We start from the raw sequence: 14533 nt of genomic DNA on the forward strand, positions 1-14533 counted from the left end.
GTTCGGCCCGCGAGGCGGTTTGTTCGTAGGACTTGGCCAGATCCGCGTGCGTCTTCATCATCTGGCTGGCGGACGCCTCGGCGGCGTCTTTCGCGGCCTTCGCCGCGGCGCTCATCTGGTCGGCCCATTTGGTCGCCAGTTCCCCGGCCCGCTGGAGCGACGCCAGCAAGCCGGCCAGGTTGGCGTTGACCGAGAACTCCACATCGTCTTCCGAAGCGGCCATGATGTCTGCCCTTCCCCCTAAAAGTCCTGATGGACAGTAAGATCCTCGGGTGTCCGGCGCCGGACACCCGTTCCTTTGATCGGCGAACAACAGGCAATCATGAACTACAAAGACAGAATTCTCGGCGGTGTTCCGTTGGTCAAAAAGATCACCCTGCCGGACGGCGAAATGGGCGGGGAGGTTTGCATCCGCCGGATGTCGATGCAAGACCGGTCGGTTTTCCTGTCGTGGGTGGAGGAGATGCCACAAAAGGGCGCCCCCGGCTTTTGGGACAAACTGTCCGAGATCGGCGCCCGCAAACTCGCGTTGTGCCTGTGTGACGAACAGGGGGTGTTGATTTTCGACCACAACAACAAGGATGACATGGCCTCGCTGGTCAAGTCGGTCAGCGGGATCGCGGGGAAGATTCTCGGCGACGAAATCGACGCCTTGAACACCTTGAGCGGGGAGGCGGCCGCGGCGGGAAAATCGCCGTCCGCGACGACCCAAAACTAAGGCTGGCGTTCCGGCTGGCATTGGCAATGGGTCGGAGCGTGGAGGAGTTGCAACAATACCTGTCCTCGACGGAGTGGGTCGGATGGCAGGCTTTTTACGCCTGCGAGCCGTTCGGGCCGATCCATGATGACGAACGCATGGCGGAACTGACAGCCACCCTCTGGCGGGTCAACGGCGTGAAGACGAAGACGCAAGACTTCACGCGGTCTGAACCACCCCATTCAAAGCGAGCAATCAAATCGGCAAACGACGAACTGTTGTCTTACTTCCGAACCAATTGCCCGGCGTTGGCCGGAACCTGACGGGTGTCCGGCGCCGGACACCCGAGGAAGGAAAAGACGGTTTGAAATTGGTTTTAATGTTCTGGAACAAAAGGCGTGGGTGTCCGGCGCCGGACACCCGAGGGGTGACAACATGGCCGATGTGTACCTGTTGAAAGAACGAACAATCGCCCAAGTGATGGAAACGGTCGCCAAACTTGGCGAGCCTTCGCTTGGCCAGACTCACCGGATCACGCCGACCACGCCGCCGAGGGTGGTGAAGTGCGGGGATTTGCAGGGCACGCTTCCGGACGGGACGACTCCTTACTATGCCTGTTCCGACGTGCAGGGGCTCAATCCTTCCGGTGAATGGGAGAACCTCATCGACGCCACCGGCTGGATGGTTTCGGCCGGCAAGGATGCCTTGCAACCGGGCCGGACATACATGGCGGTCGTCGGTCCGCTTTGGACGCCATACCCGGCCACTGAAACGAAACAGGTGTTCATCGCAGCCGCTGGCGAGACCGGCGACACAGAGATTGTTCACCTTGACCCGTCCGGCGTGGACGATGAGGGGTTGATTGCGGGCAAGATCGTCAATTTCGGGCCGGGACACACGGACATGACCGACGGCGAGGATGTGTTGGTTCTTCTGGTGGGATGATACAAACCTCGCAGGGTGTCCGGCGCCGGACACCCGAGGATTGCACCCGGCCGCTCCTCCGGTTAGATTAAAACAACGGAACACAACTGTCGGTCCTTCTCGGGTGTCCGATTCAGGATGTCCGGGCCGGACGCTTGCTTTTCCTTCTGCCCCCATGGAAGACTTGCCAGAACCATCGTCGTATTCACATCTCTTTTTGCGATACTCTCTGGATGCCCAAGGGAACCCTGTCGGGGTGGGAGACTATCCGTTGGTTCTCAAACTGATGAAACAGCAATGGACTCTGATCGACCTTCGGAAAACACCCAACAATGATGTGTTCGACTACGTTGTGATTTTGCGGCGACCGAAGACGGCTGAAGAAAATGGTGTGGCCTGATTGTAAATTTTCTTGAGTGTCCGGCGCCGGACACTCAAGAAAAATGGCCGGGGCGAGGACTCGCAACTCCCCCGGCCTGACGGACGCGCCCGGCTTTTGGGTCCGGTGTCCGCACGCTCACCATAGCGTATCCGCGGAGCGGTTGCAATGTGAGAGTGAGTGTCCGGCGCCGGACACTCACTCTCATTGACATTCAAAACTTCGAGCAAGCGTTTATCACCTCGGCGGGCTGCCGGTCGGCCTCGATCGCGGTGAGCCAGCCGCGTCCGTGCGACGGATCTTTCCCGTCCAGCAGAGCGCGGGCCGCGTCGGTCAGACCATACTTGGGGCTAAAATTCAGAAGATGCCGACGGCATTCCTCGATGTGCTTTTCACAAACCCCGTACTTGACCGCCGCGCCGCTCTCGCGTTCTTTGAGTCCCGCCACTTGTTTCAGCAAGGCTCTCAATGAGGCGGCAATATCAAGGAACTGCCCATGATCCGTTCGCAGTTCGGCAAAGGGATCGCCGGCTTCCTCCTCCTTGTTCGCCCGCTTTCGCTTCCCGTCGGCCGTGGAAGAAGCCGCCGAGTCAGCCGTTTCTTCCACGTTCTCCGGTTCCGTCTCGGTTCGGTTCTCCTCGGGCGGTGTTAGGGTGTCCGGCGCCGGACACCCGGACGGTTCGGCAGTCTTGGGATTGGCGACGCCGATGATTTTGTGAACCATCCATTTGGAGCAATCAACCAGTTTGGCGATTTCCCGGATGGAAATGCCGGGGTTGTCGGCCCGCACGGCCTCGATGACCCGGCGAAGATCGTTCGGCTTCCGGGGCTGGCCGTGGTCACTGTTCTGGGAGTAGGCCATCTTTTGGGCATCCGCCCACGTTCCGGAACGAATGCGGGCGGCCAGCGACTTCAGTCCGGCCGCCTGGGCGGCGCAATAACGGGTGAAACCGCCGACGAGGAGCAAGGTTTCCGGCCGGTGGTCCTCAAACTGCTCCGAGAGTTCCACGATGAGAATCGGCGGAAAATCTGTCCCCTCCTTCATCTCCATCGCATAACGCTCGATGGTTTCCTGATCGCAGCCGAAAGGACCGCGTCCGGTTCGGAATTGAAGCCGGGTGTCAATGGTGATGTCGTCCAGGCTCAATCCGTCCTCGGTCTGACTTGTGCTGTTCATGATCTTGTGTCCTGCTGTTCCGGGGGGTAAGTGATTCCGTGTCCCGTCATTGGGCGGATGTCTTTCCACCCAGAACATAGGGCAGCCGGTTTTCCGGCCCGGACGCCTTCAGGCAGCGCAACCGGTCTGATTCGGGGGAGACGGGAAACGCAAGAGGGGGGACGGAAACTCCGTACCCCCCCCCCTCTTGAAGCGGAGTGTGAGTGTCCGGCGCCGGACACTCACACAAAACTTGGCCAAAGAGTCCAATTCAAGCGAGCGTCAGTGTGATGGCCATTTGACCTTTGCTCCATGTCCCTGAGTGTCCGGCGCCGGACACCCGAGGATGAAAATCAGAATCCGTCGTCGGGGTTGTCCATCGGGTAATCCGGCTCGAAGGCGGTGTTGTCGTCATGCTCCGGGTTGAGCAGGTAATCGACCCACAGCGGACGAACGCCCGACTTGGCGGCCGGGAAGGCGGACCGGTCGCTCATGTCGTAGATCGTCTGGCGTTGGTGCATTCCCCCCACCGCCCAGACCTGCACGGCGAAGCCGGGCCGGTTCTCCCGCTGGCAGGCCAGGAAGATTCCCTGCTCCTTGCCGATGACGTTGACGCAATGCCAGTCCATCAGAAGCAGCTTTTCCAGACGCTCGAAGAACCGGGTCATCTGGTTGTAAGTGATCCCGTCCCGGATCACGATTGGCTCGCCCGGCGTGTGCGGCGGGCCGATGGAGTTCGTTTTCGGGGTTAACTTGCGCGGCTTTTTGATTTGTTGAGCCGCCGGTTTGGCTTGGGTTTCTGGCTTGGCGGCGGTATGTGGTTTTCCGTTGTTCGTGGCGGTCATGGTGTCTTTCCGGTGTGTTGTGCTGGTCGGGGCCGGGGCGTGACGACGCGCCGGCCGGGTGGTTAGGGAATGGGTGTCCGGCGCCGGACACCCGAGGGGTGTTGCTGCGTGATGGCTGTGGCCGTGAAAGGCGGGATCGGGCCGGGTGTCCGGCGCCGGACACCCGGCTTCACGGTCGGCTGGTTGACCGGGAAATCAGATCAGGGAAACCCCGGCAAAGGGATCTTCGGTTCCCTCGGGAATCGGGGACGGGGTGTTGTGAACCGCCGGAACCATGTCAAGGCCTTGGACGGCCCGGAGGTGTTTGCACAACCCGCCCCCGGCCGCCTTGCGGAAAATGAAGTCCCCGCAGGTGCAATCGGCGGAATGGTCCAGAATCGTGACCGTGTGCCCGTCCGGGTCGGACTTGTCATCGTTCTGCTTGGCCAGCCGGAAGCAGACCACCACTTCCGGAGAGCAGACCGGGACGGCGGAGAACGTGTATTCATCCGAGCCGATCCGGATCAGGCCGGGAACATTCTCCCGCCGGCAGCAATCGCGGACCAGCGCGAACCGGCCGCACTCGGACCGTCGCACGCATGACAGGGTTGCGGGTTGGACCGGCTCCCGGAACGCCGATGACTCTTTGCGGGCCGCCCTCTGACGTGGTGCGATGGCCGCGCGGGTGCTAAACTGTTTCATTGTGAACGCCTTTTACTGAAGGTGTTTGCCACGGCCGGGGAGTGTTCCACCACTCGCCCGGTCTCTTTTTTGACCCGAAGTAAATTCAAACGGGCCTATGGTCGATTGTACAACAACAGTGGCATATGTGCAACAACAGTAGTATTGGATTTTTATGCTTTTCCGAGAACGATTGAAGACACTTCGAGAAGCCAAAAGCATGACGCAGGAATCTTTGGCGTCAGCTTCGGGCGTTTCAACGGGTACAATCAGAGGTTTTGAACAAGGTTTGAGACATCCCACGTTTGCGGTCGTTCAATTGATTACCAAGGCATTGGGCGAGAACATAGGTGTGTGGGACGGTCTTGACATTGAGATGACAAAAAAAATGTTGGCCAATACGCGGAAACCCAAAAAGCCCAAGAAAGATGAATAGTAACGGGCGTCCGGCGCCGGACACCCACGCGAGATGACCAAGACAGTGATGGTCGTGGTCTCAGACAACCACCGCGAAACTTGCGAAAAATTCAAATGGCAAAGAGCAGAACAAACGAGTACCCTTAAAAAACGCACTTGTTTGTTCTGCCACTTTCCCAGGGACATCAATGGATGACAAGACGAAAGAGCAAGTCGCTGATGTTGTGACTGCACAGGCGGCCGGTCTTGCGATGGGGGCCGCGATTGGCGCCGTCACCAACCAAACGTTGCAGATGAACGGAACCATGCCGGCGAGGACGGCGGCCCAAGTCGGGCAGGCCATCGGGAACGCGGCAGCGAACGGGGCCGGAATCCAAGGATCTCTCCTGGCTGGAGCGGCAGTGCTGACCGCGAAAGCATCCGTCATCACTGCCGGAGCGGCCGCGGCCGCCCCTGCCGTGGCGGCGGTTGCGGCGGTCGGAGCGGTTGGATGGGGACTTTACAAGGCTTATGAATGGCTGAACCAAGAGCCGGTGGTCCGCATCAACGGACTTGAGTTTGCCGAAGATCACGTCAAGATCTCGGTACGGTATGCGTTGCGGGATTGCAAGGGAGTACTTTGCCGGGCTAGCATGAGATTTGAACACGCCGAATCCGGTAAATTACTGAACGAACCGTTAAATACCGACGGCAAAGACGCCAGCCTGTTTGCACCTGTTTACGATCTGACTCCCGATCACGAAAGAGGCTTTTTCAACTTCGTAAATTTCACCATCCGACATGATTTGCTCAAACACACCTTGGGCGAGGGGGACTTCAAGATCCGGTGCCGGGCGAGCATTGCCAATGTGCCCGCTTGGAAGCATTTGGGTTCGGCTTGGGAATTGTTCACGTTCAAATATTCCATTCCCCGCTCCTGGCAGTTTTGGAGGGGAGGACGGGAAATTTGTCGTTGCAAACTATGTGTGAAGGGTTAGTTTGTCGCAGCCCCATCAAACCCGGCAAACGTGAATCATTTCACGACGGATCAAATCGATGACTCGCAATCTTGGACAACTTCACGAATAAGCAATCAATCCTCGGGTGTCCGGCGGCTTGGAGGTTCGTTGACGGATACTGTGGGACATTCAAGCGTGACGCTATAGACGTGGCCTTCGGGCAAGTTTGCCTCCTTCAGCTTTCGCAAAACCCAACCCTCATTGAGCAACCGGGCCAGTCGTCCATATTCCTGGTCCCGCACGGGCTCCCCGAAGGCATCCAACAAATACGAGATTGTCACTTCATTTGGGGAGGGCGATCCCGAAAGATTGTTCATGAGGATTACCGTTACGGGAGTCCGGCGCCGGACGCTTGGAATCTGAATTTCGGCTCACCATTCAACACAAGTACGAAGGGTTTTCCACCAAGATTCGTCATCATCCACCATCTTTTCAAGCGCGGCCCATTGTTCCGGCGTGAGTGTCTCAAAGGATTTTGCCCTGAGATACGCGACATAATAGCTCAAATTGTTCGCGTCGATGAATTTTTTCATCAGTAACGGCGATTCAAGCACGCATTCTTCAGTGATTGACATGGTGGCGAGTCTCCGTGTTGACACATCGTTTTGAAGTTTTCCTAATCCGGAAAGAGATGACTCGGACACTTTAAAACATGGGTGTTGCTTTTGCCTCATTGAATCGAAAATTTTCCTAGTCGCCGGGGAAAGCTTTGGCCGGGATCTGAATTTCCTCTGGGTGTCCGGCGCCGGACACTTATGAATCCGTTTGATGCCCGGACTGATTGTCGAACCGCTTCTCCTCGCGTTCAAGACATCGGAGTCATTCATGAGCGAAGCAAGCAAAGAACCGGACGCAAATGAATTGGTGATCGTTTATTCCACCGACATCATGGGCGAGCCGGTGCGAAGTTCCGAATATCAACGCCTGTGCGATCTGCTTCGCGACGGCTGGATTCTGATCGACCTGAGCAAAACGTCCGGCAAGGTCGCCGGGGCTATCACCTACGCCGTCAGATTGCGGCCGCCCGGTCCAAATGGACGCTCCGCACGGATGCCCGTTGAACCAAGAAAGATGGTGTGACATGTGCGAAGAGAATTGGAAGAGACTGGAGGCGAAGGGATGGAAGCGGGGAACGGTCGAGGACTTCCTGAACGATGTCTTTGGGCAGGCCCCCGTCCAGACCGGCCGCGCTGTCGCCGTTCCCCGAGTGTCCGGCGCCGGACACTCGCGAAGCTGCCGCAATTGACCGTCCTCAAAAATGACTTGCCGTTGAACAATCGACCGGCGACGCCATTCACGAACGACCCGGCGAAAGCTCGGGCCGCTCCTTTTTTTCATTCCAATCATTCAGCCGGCCCCGTGAGTGTCCGGAGCCGGACAACTGAGAAAGTGATTGCGGTAACCGAACTTGTCAGATATGCTCCTGTGGTGGTTCTTTTTCGGCTTGGGACCACAAGGCCGGGGAATCATATGGGGGTTCGCCCGGCCATTTTATTGCCATTTTACTTTGCGACCCAAAGTGTCCGAATCCGGACACTTTGGGTCGCAAAGTGTTTTCTGCATCTTGGGGGTGTCGTGCCCTGTGTTGCCTCAGATCACGACGCCCCAAGACCGCGTTTGCAAATTTGGCCCACATTTTTCGCGGGTCCGATCCGGACACCCGAGGATAAAAGAACCGTGATCAAAGCCCGTGGGTGGTAGGGAAATTCCCTACCATCCTCCCCCAAACAGGGGGGGGCCGGAAACTCCGTACCCCCCTCGCGTTTTCCCCGAAGCCACTGGCAGGATGACGGGCGGGTTACATGCCTTTTCCATCCTCGGGTGTTTTTCCCATGAGTGTCCGGCGCCGGACACCCGGAACAAAAGTGACCGGGGCAAGGACTCGCAACTCCCCCGGTCTGACGAACGCTCCCGGCTTTTGGGTCCGGTGTCCGTGACGGCAAAGTAACCAGATTCGGATGGTAAGCAAGCCAATTCTGGCATGAATCGACGGATGCCGGCATTCCCTTCGCAATCTCAGGGTGTTCGCCGTCTTGAAAGGACGCGGCGGCCCGCGGGTCATCAGACGGAGCAAGGGCGATGACCGCCATCATTTCGGGCAAGCGTCCGTCGAGAAGAAGAAAGGAATGTTTGTCATTTCAAAATGAAAGAAATTCGGCCGGGCCGTAATTTCGCGTTCGGAATTGCTTTCGGATTGGTTCAGACAAAGGCTGCAAGGCATTAGGGTATTGATGTTGGTTTCTCACCCCGGCGGTTCGCTCTGGAACTTCCATGAACCCTTTGCCCATCCCTTCCGCCCTGACTCTTCGCAATATCGTCGACAGCGGCGAAATCTATTCCGTCCCGTCGACTGTTCTCTCCGATCTGGACGTGAGCGAGGCGATGCTGGCCGCGGTGTTGCGCACCCCTCATGACGAGACTCCCCGAAAAGCTTATGCCGCCTGGCTGGCCGCGAACGGCCGGAACGAACGCGCCGAACTGATTCGTTTGCAATGCCAGCCCGTTCCCGCCTTTGACCGTCACCCTCGGGGAACCCCCGTCTGTGCCTGCGGCGAATGTACCCGACGGGAGCGGGTGCGGGAGTTGTTGTCCCCGGATCGAGCGGACGAGTGGGCGGGCGGTGCGAGGTTGCGAGAGACAACGAAATCTGTTCCCGTGCTGCATCACACCGACGACCGCCACTGCCCCGGCACGCTCGGGCTTGTCTGGAACCGGGGGTTTGTGGAGGAAATTCGCTGTCCGGCCGCCATGTTCGCGGACGTCGCGGAAATAGTGTTCGCGTTGCATCCGGTGCTTCGAGTCGTCTTGGACGACGTCGCGGAATGCTTGTGGACGGAACAAAAATCGGACGGTTCCCAAAGCTTGTATCTGTGGCAGGCCGGCCGCCGGGTCTGGCTGGGTGATCCCTGCCTTGCCGGGTTGTGCCGGGCTGAAAGCCAGGCGGCATTTGTTGTGTGGCTTGCCGAGCGTGTTTCACGCGCCTGCGTCTTGAGAGGACGACGCCTGGCGGGGCTGCCCGTCTGAACAACGAGTTGAATATGTCAGAAGGGTGTGCCGGGGGGATTTGAAAAACGGCGGGTGTTCAATCGCAAGGCTTGCCCGGCCTTCCTGTCAGCCATCTCCTAGCCGGTCGGTCTCACGGCCCGGCCGCCCGTCTCATCAAACGGCGTCCAACCCGAACTATTAAGTCAGGGGTTCTCCGGAAGTTCGCAATCTGCAAATGTCACAGAGCCATTCGGCCATGAACTCCCGCCAACCGTCGCGGCCAAAGTGAGCCGCAATCGCGGCGGCCTGTTCGCAACTGACCGGGGAGCGGCTGATCAAAAGATCCTGAAGCTGATTGGCGTCAAGGCCCAAGAGGCCGGCCAGACCGGCCTGGCTGACCTCTTTCGCCGAAACCCATGTGAGAATCGGGCAGGCCAGATATTTGGGGTTCTTTCTGACCCGGTCGATGAAGGCTTGAATCAGCGGGTCCGACATGGTCAGTCACGCACGATGATGGTTTGCCCAGAATATTAACATATTGTAATAAAACTGTCCTGAGAATGAACAAACAAAAATTGGAATTGAGAAGGTCAGATCGTTTTGGTGATTGATGGGGAACAGGTCGGGAGCAGCGTCCCACCCTGAACGTTCCTTTTAAAATGAAGAAGCCCGCCGAGAATCCGCGACTGTCGCCCACATCAGCCGGAACCCTTCGGCGGGCTCAACTCCACCCTATCCTTTTTGTCACACCGCACAATAGCCGGGTAATTCAAGCGGCCGTCTTTGATTCCCATCACCGTGTGATTTTTCATCTTTGGCAAGAATCATGAGCGTTCGGGCCAGGCAGGTGTCCGGTGCCGGACACTCAACATTAACCCACCACTTCCGTCAGCCCGTCTTCCGGCTGATCCGGTTTCCTCGGGCTGTCCTCGCCTCGCCTCCCTGATCGCATTCGCCAAGTGTCCGAGTCCGGAGAGTGAGGGTGACTATGGTGTCTCATCCCCCAATTGAGGACCATGCCATGAAGTTCACCGAACGACTGAAGACGCTCCGCAAAGAATTCAAGATGAGCCAGCCCAAACTGGCCGAGGCGTCCGGCGTGCCGGTCGGCTCCATTCGCTCGATGGAGCGGGGCAAGCGGCGGCCGAGGCTGACGAACCTGCTCCGGCTCAGCCGGGTATTGGGCGGTTCCATGAGCATCTGGGACGGCTTGGAACTGGAGCCGGACAAACAAGAGGCGAAGGCCGCGGCTCCGGTCGTAGCCGGATTCAAATCGCATTGAATGGGTTCCGAGTGTCCGGCGCCGGACACCCACGCGAAGCCGCCCATGCTTTTAATGCCAAACCTGAATAACCGCCCCCAAAGCAGGTTGGTTGTCCGGCGCCGGACACCCACGCCACCGCAACGCAGTGTCACGACCGTATTCACGCCAAGCCTGAAAAGGCCACGGCTTAACAGTGGGTGTCCGGCGCCGGACACCCAACCCCTGACGATCCAGTTCGATTTCAAACCTGATGACCGGCTTGCGGGCCGGTCCCACACCCGGAGAATCAAATGACGTTCGGACAGAAACTCAGAGAGATGCGGATCAAGGCCGGCTTGAGCCAGGCAAAATTGAGTCTCAAGGCCGGCCTGACGCCAAACACAATCCAATCGCTGGAGCGTGGGAAGAGAATCCCCACCCTTCCGGTCATGCAGCTACTCTCACGGGCTTTGGAATGTTCAATGGGTGTCTGGGACGGGCTGGAGATCGAGGCCACCGCCAACATGCTGGCCGGCCGGCACAGGAAAAAAGGTCTCAATCCGCATGAGTGTCCGGCGCCGGACACTCATGCGGCCGCCTGACGTGTCGGGAAAACGAAGGAACCATCCGAATTCCCTTCACTTCCATCGCCCCAATCTTTTGACGTTCTGACAAATTCTCTGTCCGAATCCGGACAGAGAATTTGTTTGAGCATCGTTGCTTCGCCCCACCAAATCACATCTCCCTTCCCACGCACGGGAATTCCGCGCGTCCGTGCATTTGTCCGGAGACGAGCATGCCTATGGAGTTGTGTGGAGATTCCGCGAGGAGACTGGTTTCCGGACACCCGAGGGAAATGAAACGGGTTGGATTTGCCAGACATTGACCCGAGCCGCCGACAGACGGGCGGTTGAAAATGGAACACCTGGCCGGGTTCTTGAGGGACGCCTCCCATTCAAAAGGCTCCCGGATCGATACGACATTTGGCAATCCCGGCCCAAGCCGGGGGTTGACCGGCATCGAATCAACGAACCGCCTCCGCGAGCCGCGATCACGGCGAACGGCGGCGGGCAACCCTCCCGAACGGGAGATGACGGCCGGCGGGGGCCTTGACAGGTCGGCCCCAAGATGACTTCCTCGAAAGCGATTTCCCGCTCATGGCGGGTTTTTCCGGTGCAACGCGTTGGTAGTAGAGGGCTGCAAGGCGAAAGCGAGTCCACGCACAAGATGATTCGACGGACGGCCCTTGCGTCCGTTGGTGCGGTCCAACAAGGCGGCAGCGTCCCGGTCCAAAGTGATGACCCGCTCAGGCGGGAAAAAATCGTGCCCGGCCCAAGGGGTCGGGATATTGAGGTCATGCGGTTCCCGTCCATCCGGGGCCGATAGTGTCATCCCAGATTAAAGGCCAGTGTCGGAACGGCAAGCGCGCTGATGTGATTCCACCCCGAGGCCCCGCCGTGAAGGCGGGCAAAGGCCGCGGGAAGAATCATCATCAGAGGGATGCCGCCCTGCGCCCGCAGATGACTTTTGAACTCATGATGGAGTGAAATTGCGTGAGTGTCCGGCGCCGGACACTCACGCAATTTCAAAGGAATGTTTCAGTCGTGGCAGTCGGGGTAGCCCCTGGATCTCATGCGGCAGACGTTGAGCGAATACGAAGATTTGTTTTGACCAAAACTCTCATGGCCGCTAGGTTGTGAGTGATTCGTTGATTGGGCAATGCCGGGAAAGTTGCTGACTGCCAAACGACTGGATTGTTTAGCAAGACAATCAGCCAATGTTCGCCGTCAGGCATACTAGCTCATGACAGTTTCGTCAAACAATTCTGGATGGAGACCAAAATGTGGACTCGTGCGATTGTGGTTTGGTGTGTTGGCCTGTTGTTTGTCTCCACGGGTGACGCCGAAGACAAGAGTGTCGTCATTTGGAAGCAGGAAAAAATCAAGACTGGTGGCACGATCCTGTCCGACGGTAATATCTTGGTCACGTTCCCGAAGGGTGTCGAGGTCAAAGTGAGAGGACCAAGGGCGTCAACAGATTCCGACGAAGATTTTGACAAAGGGCTTCAAGGCCTTCTCAGCATCCAACGTTACCCCGTCGTTGCAGAACTGAAGAAAGCAGACGACCCGCAAAAGTGGTTTAAAGAATTTATTAACGCGAAGATTGAAAATGATCGCAAGCAAATCGGAAAGTCGGGACCGGGAATTTTGAGTGTGATTAATGATGTCAAGCTTATCAAAACGAGTGAGATCTCACTCGGCGAAAACAAAGGGTTGAAGTCTGTCGTCTATGAAGAGAATACCGTCGCAAAAACTCGCTTTCGCGAGTTAGCGGAGACTGACCATTATTTGATCGGCGATTACGTCTATTTTTTACGGGCGAGCGGATCGGAAATATTGGGGGTGACGGGATCGGACTCTGCCAAGTTCAAGTTCCATCAATCCGAGATTGCCCAACAGTTCTTTAAGTCAGTCAAACTGCAGAAGTCTTCATCTGTCCAGGAATCCAAGTTCTTCAATGGCAAGGATCTCACCGGTTGGCGTGGTCTTGGCGGCTATTGGAAGGTTGTCGACGGGGCCATTGTCGGCACCCCGCCCCCGAGAAACCAAAAGCACACATTCCTGTGCAGCGAATACTACTACGGCGACTTTGAACTGTCGTTCAAAGTCCGTAGGAAAGGCGGGATTGGCAACACCGGCGTTCAAATTCGGTCTTGGTATCGTGATCCGTCGCAGTTCTCGCTGTTCGGCCCTCAAATTGAAATCGAAGACGCCTCGTTTGCATACCCGCCCGGAAGCGTCCTGCACGAGCCGACGGGCAATCCCTCATACAAAGCGGATGCGGACATCGTCAAGAACGAATGGAAAAATGACGGGTTCAACCACATGAACATTCGTTGTGTCGGCAAGCATGTGACAGTGAAAATCAACGGCAAAACAGTTACGGACACGGATTATCCGGCGATGCCAAAGGAAGGCATCATCGGGTTCCAACTCCATGGCGGATACAAAACCATCCGCGCTCCCGAAGAAGTTGTCTTCAAAGACATACAGTTCACGGAGATCACGCCGCGGCATCCGGTCGGGCCAATTGTGATTCAACGGTCGGGCCAGAGAACCACGCAGCAAGATTTCGCCGCTGCGTTTGTGTTGTTCGGCCTTGGCTACATGGCGGCACAAGAGTATGGCTTGGGGGATCGCGCATGGAATTCGCTAAGGCAGGAGTCGGAGTCTCAGCTTATTAGAGTGATCGCGGCCGCCCTCATCGAGTCGTTGCCAAAATCAAAGAACACGAATTATAACGCCAAGCTCATACAGGCATTGGTGCTTCAGGCAATCGACGGCAGACTTGACATTGCAAATCTCGCACAAGAGGCGGCAAAAGAGTTGATTTTGAAGGAGCTTTACAAGATCGACAAAGATCTTGGGGACGCGGCAGTGATCGCAAACATTATTTACACAGTCTATCAAACAACCAAATCAAATCGCTAAACGGTGTTTGATTGGTTTGGTTGCGATTATCAACTTGGGTGTCCGGTGCCGGACATCCAAGGTTTGTTCCAATGCTGTTTTGACCCGATCAGGCGACCGCCTTTGCCTGAACCTTCCCGATCTGGTCGATGAGCAACGCGAGCAATGGGGAATCATCTCCCTCATTCTTGGGCTTGGTCAGTCCGAGGTGGTCCATCAACTTGAACAGGGCGGCGTTCTTGTCGTGGAAGCGGATCTTGACTACCTCGGCAAACTCCCCGGCCTGACGAATCTCAATGCTGGCGATGGTTCTCCGCGCGTCCTCGCTCATCTCCCCGAGCGGGCGAATCACCGGCCTGCCGTTCTCGAAGGAAATCACCTCGGCAATATCCGCGAAGGCGATTCGGGCCAGTTCCTCCAAGACCCGGTCCGCATAAATCTGTGAACGAGCCGACCGGGCCTGCCTTAACAACTCGAGCGCACGCGAGATTTCCGGTTTCTGGAGCAGGTCATGCGCCCCCTTGGCGGCCACGTCCGGCGTGCGGGCCTTGTATCCGGCCCGGCCATAGGCGGCCGCCCCGTTGCAATCCCTCAGATACTCCTCGACAAACCGCCGCTGTTTTGGGGGCAGCTTGCAAAGGATCTGTTCGGCCTCAAACGAAAGCGTGTTCGGATTCTGACTCACGGCTCACCCCTTGGGTGTCCGGCGCCGGACACCCGTGCAAAATCAACTCGATGGCGTCGCATTCGCAAACCAAG

Annotated in this window: 18 protein-coding genes; 10 read left to right on the plus strand and 8 right to left on the minus strand. The window is 57.4% G+C overall.

The window, feature by feature from the left end:
• Positions 1–223 (minus strand): hypothetical protein (locus tag BGIM_RS65770; protein WP_193788952.1); only part of this gene is annotated, 223 nt, incomplete at its 3' end.
• Between the two features lie 99 nt (positions 224–322).
• Here BGIM_RS65770 and BGIM_RS0108740 point away from each other — a divergent pair.
• From BGIM_RS0108740 to BGIM_RS0108750, 3 genes are all read left to right on the plus strand, one after another.
• A complete protein-coding gene (locus tag BGIM_RS0108740) occupies positions 323–718 on the plus strand; it encodes a hypothetical protein (RefSeq protein WP_157368684.1) in 396 nt (131 codons plus the stop codon).
• 26 nt (positions 719–744) lie between these two features.
• A complete protein-coding gene (locus BGIM_RS0108745; protein ID WP_020469411.1) occupies positions 745–1020 on the plus strand; it encodes a phage tail assembly protein T in 276 nt (91 codons plus the stop codon).
• 112 nt (positions 1021–1132) lie between these two features.
• Positions 1133–1642 carry a hypothetical protein gene (locus tag BGIM_RS0108750; protein ID WP_020469412.1) on the plus strand — a complete coding sequence of 170 codons (510 nt, stop codon included), beginning with the start codon at positions 1133–1135 and terminating at the stop codon, positions 1640–1642.
• Between the two features lie 572 nt (positions 1643–2214).
• Here BGIM_RS0108750 and BGIM_RS0108760 read toward each other — a convergent pair.
• The 3 genes from BGIM_RS0108760 to BGIM_RS0108770 form a co-directional block, all read right to left on the minus strand.
• Complete coding sequence (locus tag BGIM_RS0108760) at positions 2215–3177, minus strand: ParB/RepB/Spo0J family partition protein (protein WP_020469414.1); 963 nt, start codon at positions 3175–3177, stop codon at positions 2215–2217.
• Positions 3178–3509: 332 nt separating this feature from the next.
• Positions 3510–4001 (minus strand): hypothetical protein, encoded by a 492-nt coding sequence (locus BGIM_RS0108765; protein WP_020469415.1) that lies wholly within the window; start codon positions 3999–4001, stop codon positions 3510–3512.
• A 195-nt stretch (positions 4002–4196) separates the two neighbouring features.
• Positions 4197–4682, minus strand: coding sequence for an SWIM zinc finger family protein (locus tag BGIM_RS0108770; RefSeq protein ID WP_020469416.1), 486 nt, complete (start codon positions 4680–4682; stop codon positions 4197–4199).
• A gap of 154 nt (positions 4683–4836) precedes the next feature.
• On the opposite strand from BGIM_RS0108770, the gene BGIM_RS49385 reads away from it, so the two are divergent.
• Both BGIM_RS49385 and BGIM_RS0108780 read left to right on the plus strand, forming a co-directional pair.
• Positions 4837–5097 (plus strand): helix-turn-helix domain-containing protein, encoded by a 261-nt coding sequence (locus BGIM_RS49385; RefSeq protein WP_040887690.1) that lies wholly within the window; start codon positions 4837–4839, stop codon positions 5095–5097.
• Positions 5098–5266: 169 nt separating this feature from the next.
• Positions 5267–6055 (plus strand): hypothetical protein, encoded by a 789-nt coding sequence (locus BGIM_RS0108780; protein ID WP_020469418.1) that lies wholly within the window; start codon positions 5267–5269, stop codon positions 6053–6055.
• A gap of 95 nt (positions 6056–6150) precedes the next feature.
• Here BGIM_RS0108780 and BGIM_RS0108785 read toward each other — a convergent pair whose 3' ends face one another.
• The gene (locus tag BGIM_RS0108785) at positions 6151–6393 is read right to left on the minus strand and encodes a hypothetical protein (protein WP_020469419.1); all 243 of its coding nucleotides are present in this window, start codon (positions 6391–6393) and stop codon (positions 6151–6153) included.
• 54 nt (positions 6394–6447) lie between these two features.
• Complete coding sequence (locus BGIM_RS0108790) at positions 6448–6651, minus strand: lipase chaperone (RefSeq protein WP_020469420.1); 204 nt, start codon at positions 6649–6651, stop codon at positions 6448–6450.
• A gap of 250 nt (positions 6652–6901) precedes the next feature.
• On the opposite strand from BGIM_RS0108790, the gene BGIM_RS0108795 reads away from it, so the two are divergent.
• Positions 6902–7156, plus strand: a complete 255-nt coding sequence (locus BGIM_RS0108795) for a hypothetical protein (protein ID WP_084759802.1) — start codon at positions 6902–6904, stop codon at positions 7154–7156.
• A gap of 1191 nt (positions 7157–8347) precedes the next feature.
• Positions 8348–9100: a TIGR02996 domain-containing protein gene (locus BGIM_RS0108815; protein WP_020469426.1), complete on the plus strand. Its 753-nt coding sequence runs from the start codon at positions 8348–8350 to the stop codon at positions 9098–9100.
• A 159-nt stretch (positions 9101–9259) separates the two neighbouring features.
• Here the strand turns inward: BGIM_RS0108815 and BGIM_RS0108820 are convergent, their stop codons facing one another.
• Positions 9260–9556: a hypothetical protein gene (locus BGIM_RS0108820; protein ID WP_020469427.1), complete on the minus strand. Its 297-nt coding sequence runs from the start codon at positions 9554–9556 to the stop codon at positions 9260–9262.
• A 526-nt stretch (positions 9557–10082) separates the two neighbouring features.
• Between BGIM_RS0108820 and BGIM_RS49395 the strand changes: the two genes are divergently transcribed.
• The 3 genes from BGIM_RS49395 (at position 10083) to BGIM_RS0108860 (ending at position 13795) form a co-directional block, all read left to right on the plus strand.
• Positions 10083–10343: a helix-turn-helix domain-containing protein gene (locus tag BGIM_RS49395; protein WP_157368686.1), complete on the plus strand. Its 261-nt coding sequence runs from the start codon at positions 10083–10085 to the stop codon at positions 10341–10343.
• Positions 10344–10615: 272 nt separating this feature from the next.
• Positions 10616–10906: a helix-turn-helix transcriptional regulator gene (locus tag BGIM_RS49400; protein WP_020469430.1), complete on the plus strand. Its 291-nt coding sequence runs from the start codon at positions 10616–10618 to the stop codon at positions 10904–10906.
• A gap of 1110 nt (positions 10907–12016) precedes the next feature.
• On the plus strand, positions 12017–13795 hold the full coding sequence (locus BGIM_RS0108860; RefSeq protein ID WP_157368688.1) for a 3-keto-disaccharide hydrolase: 1779 nt from the start codon (positions 12017–12019) through the stop codon (positions 13793–13795).
• A gap of 88 nt (positions 13796–13883) precedes the next feature.
• Here BGIM_RS0108860 and BGIM_RS49405 read toward each other — a convergent pair whose 3' ends face one another.
• Entirely contained in the window at positions 13884–14459 is a 576-nt protein-coding gene (locus BGIM_RS49405; RefSeq protein WP_020469434.1) for a terminase small subunit, read from the minus strand.
• Positions 14460–14533 lie beyond the last annotated feature (74 nt).

It is taken from the genome of Zavarzinella formosa DSM 19928, from assembly GCF_000255705.1.
Lineage (GTDB): Bacteria > Planctomycetota > Planctomycetia > Gemmatales > Gemmataceae > Zavarzinella > Zavarzinella formosa.

Coding starts and splice junctions, on each gene's coding strand:
- BGIM_RS0108740 (WP_157368684.1), top strand. CDS start 323: ATGAACTACAAAGACAGAATTCTCGGCGGTGTTCCGTTGGTCAAAAAG.
- BGIM_RS0108745 (WP_020469411.1), top strand. CDS start 745: ATGGGTCGGAGCGTGGAGGAGTTGCAACAATACCTGTCCTCGACGGAG.
- BGIM_RS0108750 (WP_020469412.1), top strand. CDS start 1,133: ATGGCCGATGTGTACCTGTTGAAAGAACGAACAATCGCCCAAGTGATG.
- BGIM_RS0108760 (WP_020469414.1), bottom strand. CDS start 3,177: ATGAACAGCACAAGTCAGACCGAGGACGGATTGAGCCTGGACGACATC.
- BGIM_RS0108765 (WP_020469415.1), bottom strand. CDS start 4,001: ATGACCGCCACGAACAACGGAAAACCACATACCGCCGCCAAGCCAGAA.
- BGIM_RS0108770 (WP_020469416.1), bottom strand. CDS start 4,682: ATGAAACAGTTTAGCACCCGCGCGGCCATCGCACCACGTCAGAGGGCG.
- BGIM_RS49385 (WP_040887690.1), top strand. CDS start 4,837: ATGCTTTTCCGAGAACGATTGAAGACACTTCGAGAAGCCAAAAGCATG.
- BGIM_RS0108780 (WP_020469418.1), top strand. CDS start 5,267: ATGGATGACAAGACGAAAGAGCAAGTCGCTGATGTTGTGACTGCACAG.
- BGIM_RS0108785 (WP_020469419.1), bottom strand. CDS start 6,393: ATGAACAATCTTTCGGGATCGCCCTCCCCAAATGAAGTGACAATCTCG.
- BGIM_RS0108790 (WP_020469420.1), bottom strand. CDS start 6,651: ATGTCAATCACTGAAGAATGCGTGCTTGAATCGCCGTTACTGATGAAA.
- BGIM_RS0108795 (WP_084759802.1), top strand. CDS start 6,902: ATGAGCGAAGCAAGCAAAGAACCGGACGCAAATGAATTGGTGATCGTT.
- BGIM_RS0108815 (WP_020469426.1), top strand. CDS start 8,348: ATGAACCCTTTGCCCATCCCTTCCGCCCTGACTCTTCGCAATATCGTC.
- BGIM_RS0108820 (WP_020469427.1), bottom strand. CDS start 9,556: ATGTCGGACCCGCTGATTCAAGCCTTCATCGACCGGGTCAGAAAGAAC.
- BGIM_RS49395 (WP_157368686.1), top strand. CDS start 10,083: ATGAAGTTCACCGAACGACTGAAGACGCTCCGCAAAGAATTCAAGATG.
- BGIM_RS49400 (WP_020469430.1), top strand. CDS start 10,616: ATGACGTTCGGACAGAAACTCAGAGAGATGCGGATCAAGGCCGGCTTG.